At 65.1% G+C, this 3,840-nt stretch carries 6 protein-coding genes; 4 read left to right on the top strand and 2 right to left on the bottom strand.

Going from position 1 to position 3,840, the window contains the following annotated elements:
• The 3 genes from AC1DY5_RS46055 to AC1DY5_RS46045 form a co-directional block, all read left to right on the top strand.
• Window positions 1-925: LysR family transcriptional regulator (locus AC1DY5_RS46055; RefSeq protein ID WP_478121068.1), on the top strand; the 925-nt coding region annotated here is incomplete at its 5' end.
• 304 nt (window positions 926-1,229) lie between these two features.
• A complete protein-coding gene (locus tag AC1DY5_RS46050; protein WP_478121067.1) occupies window positions 1,230-1,835 on the top strand; it encodes a class I SAM-dependent methyltransferase in 606 nt (201 codons plus the stop codon).
• 61 nt (window positions 1,836-1,896) lie between these two features.
• A complete protein-coding gene (locus AC1DY5_RS46045; protein WP_478121066.1) occupies window positions 1,897-2,469 on the top strand; it encodes a methyltransferase family protein in 573 nt (190 codons plus the stop codon).
• 96 nt (window positions 2,470-2,565) lie between these two features.
• On the opposite strand, the gene AC1DY5_RS46040 is transcribed toward AC1DY5_RS46045, so the two are convergent.
• A complete protein-coding gene (locus AC1DY5_RS46040) occupies window positions 2,566-3,126 on the bottom strand; it encodes a hypothetical protein (RefSeq protein ID WP_478121065.1) in 561 nt (186 codons plus the stop codon).
• 80 nt (window positions 3,127-3,206) lie between these two features.
• Here AC1DY5_RS46040 and AC1DY5_RS46035 point away from each other — a divergent pair, with 80 nt between their 5' ends.
• On the top strand, window positions 3,207-3,434 hold the full coding sequence (locus tag AC1DY5_RS46035; protein ID WP_478121064.1) for a hypothetical protein: 228 nt from the start codon (window positions 3,207-3,209) through the stop codon (window positions 3,432-3,434).
• Window positions 3,435-3,517: 83 nt separating this feature from the next.
• Here AC1DY5_RS46035 and AC1DY5_RS46030 read toward each other — a convergent pair.
• Window positions 3,518-3,840, bottom strand: a 323-nt coding sequence (locus AC1DY5_RS46030) for a lanthionine synthetase LanC family protein (protein WP_478121063.1), incomplete at its 5' end; no start/stop codon positions are given.

Genomic DNA, 3,840 nt, shown 5'->3' with positions numbered 1-3,840 from the left:
CGATATACATAGAATCCACGCCATGGATATCAAGGACGTCGACCTGAACCTGCTAGTGGMCTTCGCGGCGATGCTGGAGCACCGGAGCGTGACGCGGGCGGCGGAGTCGGTGGGCCTGAGCCAGCCGGCCATGAGCGCGGCGGTGGGGCGGCTTCGGCTGTTGTTCAACGATGCCCTGTTCGTCAAGACCTCGGCCGGCATGCAGCCGACGCCGCGCGCCAGCGAGCTGGCCGAGCCGGTTCGGCGCGTGGTCGAGGCAATCAAGGCCGAGATCCTGCCGATGCCGGCCTTCGACCCGCTCATCGCGGCCAAGCAGTTCTCGATCGTCACGCCCGACATCGCGGAGGTGCACTTCCTGCCGCGGATCCTGGCGCACTTCGCCGAGGCCGCGCCGCATTGCGCGCTGCGCACGCTGTCGATGGCGCGCCACGCGGCGGCCGAGGCGCTGGCCTCGGGCACCGCCGAACTGGCGATCGGCTATCTGCCGGATCTGCAGAAGGCGGGCTTCTTCCAGCAGCGGCTGTTTCGCAACGACTACGTGTGCATCGTGCGCAAGGCCCACCCGGTGATCGGCGAGCGGATCACGATGAAGACCTACCTGGCGGCCTCGCATGCGGTCGTGAGCCCCGACGGCCGGGAGCATCTGCTCGAGCAGACGCTTCAGCGGCGCGGCGTCGCGCGGCGGGTGGTGGTCGGGCTGTCGCACTTCATGAGCCTGCTGCCGATCATCGAGGGCTCGGACCTGATCGCCACGGTGCCACGCGACCTGGCCAACATCTGCGTCCACCATGGCGGCATCCGCATCGTCGAGCCGCCGTTCAAGTCACCGGTGGTCGAGGTGCACCAGTTCTGGCACCGGCGCTTTCACCAGGATGCGGCCAATGTGTGGCTGCGGGGGCTGGTGCATCGGTTGTTCGGCGCCTGAATCGGGCTGGTTCAGGCAGGGCTGCGCCGCGCGCTGTGCGGTCAGTACGCACGCGCTGTTCGGCCACGCTTTCAAATGCAACATCGGGTATTTCGGTCGCATTTCGCGCTTGTCATCGCGCAACACGGCGCTAACCATCGTCCCCGACCGTAGAGCGCCGAGGCGGGCGCGGGCCGCATGTTCAGAGCATGCATGTTGTGACCAACTTCGCGGCCGACTGCGCCTGAATAGAGAGGAATCCTTTCTTGACCAGTTGGTCGATAGCTGCCTAGTAACATTGCAGCGCCCGAGGAGGGGTGTGAATATGCAATCAGCCGGTGCCGCCACCTTCGACGAAGCCTATTACCGGCGCTACTACTTCGACAAGAAGACCAAGGTGGTGGACCCCCAACATGTCGAACGGTTGGGCGAGTTTGTCTGCGCCTACCTGCGATACCTGCGCGTGCCCGTCAGGCGAGTGCTGGATGTGGGTTGCGGCATCGGGCTCTGGCGCGACATCGTGGCGCGGCAATTCCCCTTGGCCAGTTACCACGGAGTGGAGTTCAGCGAATACCTGTGCGGGCGCTACGGGTGGGAGCGCGGCTCGGTGGTGGACTACCAGGTCAGGAAGCCCTTTGATTTCGTCATCTGCCAGGGCGTGCTGCCTTATCTCAGCCCGCCGGACGTGAAGCGCGCTTTGCGCAACCTGGGCCTACTGAGTCAGGGCGCCCTGTATGTGGAGGCCGTGACGCGCGAGGATTACGCGCGCGACATCGTGGATGAGGACCTGACCGACCCGCACATCTTTCGCCACAGCGCCGAGGTGTACCGAGCCGGGCTGTCCCGGCATTTTCAGGAGGCGGGCGGCGGCGTGTGGCTGAGCCGGCAAGCCGACCTGCCACTGTTCTCACTCGAGTGCCTCACAGAGTGACGTCTCGCCCGGAGACCCCGAGCGCTGGCAGGCTTGTACCAAGCTCACAATGGCGTTTCCTATGCTTCTCGTCTATCGATTCCTGTTTCCGGCCATGTGGCTGAGCTGGGCTGCCTATTGGTGGGCGATGTCGCGCAACGTCAAGGCAACTGTGCGCCATGAGTCGGTTCCTTCGCGGCTATCGCACATCGTCCCCCTCGCGTTGGCCGTGGCTCTGCTGTGGCTTCCGAATGCCCCATTCCCACCTTTCGAAGTACGCATCCTTCCTCGCGCCGCATGGCCCTTTTGGGCAGGCGCGGTGGTCACTCTGGCGGGCCTGCTGTTCAGCGTATCGGCGCGCGTCTATCTAGGCAGGAACTGGAGCGGCACCGTGACGATCAAAGCGGACCACGAACTGATCACCAGTGGCCCCTACGGCATCGTCCGTCATCCGATCTACACGGGCCTGCTGCTGGCGTTCATGGGCTCCGCCTTCGCTCGAGGGGACCTCGGCGGCGTCGTTGCAGTCGCGCTGGTCCTCTGGGCCTTCTGGCGGAAGCTACGCATGGAAGAGCGCTGGATGCGTGAGCAGTTCGGTGAAAGGTATGCGGCCTATAGCCAGCGCGTTGCGGCCCTTGTTCCGTTTCTCCTGTGAGGTCGCAGAAGCGCCGGGCCTCGCTATCATCAGGAGGAACAGAACGCTTTGTTCGCGACGCTGACCGGGACAGCGCGGCATCGTGGCGCGGGGCGCCTACAGTTCGACGCGGTCGAGCGTCCAGTCGATGTTGGCGACATCCGGCATCTCGCGCCCATCGTCCTTGCCGAACTCCGCATCCATCACGGTGTTGAGCTTCTGGTTCATCGCCATGACGAGCGCTTCGTTGTGGCCCTTGTCCGCGCCGAGGTTCTTCATCTCGCCCTGATCGCGCTGTAGGTCGAACAGCTCCACATCGTTCCATTGATAGAGTTGGTCCGGCGTGGTCGGCTGGTGGCGCTGCACTGGCGAGAAGTAGCGCGCGAACTTGTAGCGGCCGTCGAAGGTGGCGCGCACGCTGCCGCGCTTGCGAAGGTCGGGCTTGAAGCCCGCGTCCTGGATCGCGCTCTTCTGGTCCTTGCCGGCCGCTGTCCCCTCGGYGATCACGCGCATCAGTTCGGCATCGGTCTGCGCGATGCCGCTGAAGGTGAAGAGGACCTGGTCGCGCACCTCATGCACGTCGCTGCCGCGAGGATTGCCGATGGCGCGGCCCATGTCCTTGCCCGGCAGCTCGCGGCCGGCGAATTCGCTGCTGCGCGTGCGGTCCATGCCGGCCATCGCGAGCAGCGTTGGCGCGAGGTCGATATGGTTGCTCGTACGTGCGCAGGGCGCACGAAGATCCCGTGTGGGGCCGCTTCATGAACCGCTTCGGACTGAGCCTGGCCTTGTTGCAGGCCGTGTGGCCGAGTGATCCAGCCGTCAATCTGCAGACGGGCATCGCATCGGGGCGCTACAAGTTCAGCATCGCGCAGTTGCCGGCCATGGCCTCGATGATCAGCGGCAGCACGCTGGCGGCGATGCTGCCGGTGCTCGAAGGCCACGGGACTGGCGCGACATCGGTTCCGACACCGTCGAGTTCCTGCTGATCGCGCTGGGAGTTCCGAGAAAGGAGGCGAAGTCGCTCGCGCGCTGCGACTTGCCGCCGTTGGCCGGTGCCTCGTACTGACCGTCAGCTCGGGAAGAAGACGTCTAGCGTCGGAAATCTGTCCGTCCCTTCGATGCAATCCAGCAGGTACACCGCAAATCCCAGATCCCCCGTCCACAGCGAATAGCGCATCTGGCCGAAGCGGGCCAGGTCGATTTCGGTCTGCCTGATGCCGTGCATCGCAAAGGCGCGAGCCCGCTCCAGCCATCTGCTGTCGCCGAAGCGGCGATACAGCTTGAGGAATGCGTACCCGTTGCCCCCGGTTCCATGGCACAGGTTGGACCCCTTGCGCAGCGGTCCCGCGGTCCAGGTGGTCTCGCCGCCGGCCAGCAGCAGATCATCCAGGG

This window comes from Variovorax sp. P4_D9 (assembly GCF_056401695.1).
Note: the sequence above shows the minus strand (reverse complement) of the source record. Positions and strands in the feature narration are given on the sequence as shown.

What these genes read in the sequence shown, in the direction of transcription:
- AC1DY5_RS46035 (WP_478121064.1), top strand. Translation starts at nt 3,207, where the DNA reads ATGAACCGCTTCGGACTGAGCCTGGCCTTGTTGCAGGCCGTGTGGCCG.
- AC1DY5_RS46050 (WP_478121067.1), top strand. Translation starts at nt 1,230, where the DNA reads ATGCAATCAGCCGGTGCCGCCACCTTCGACGAAGCCTATTACCGGCGC.
- AC1DY5_RS46045 (WP_478121066.1), top strand. Translation starts at nt 1,897, where the DNA reads ATGCTTCTCGTCTATCGATTCCTGTTTCCGGCCATGTGGCTGAGCTGG.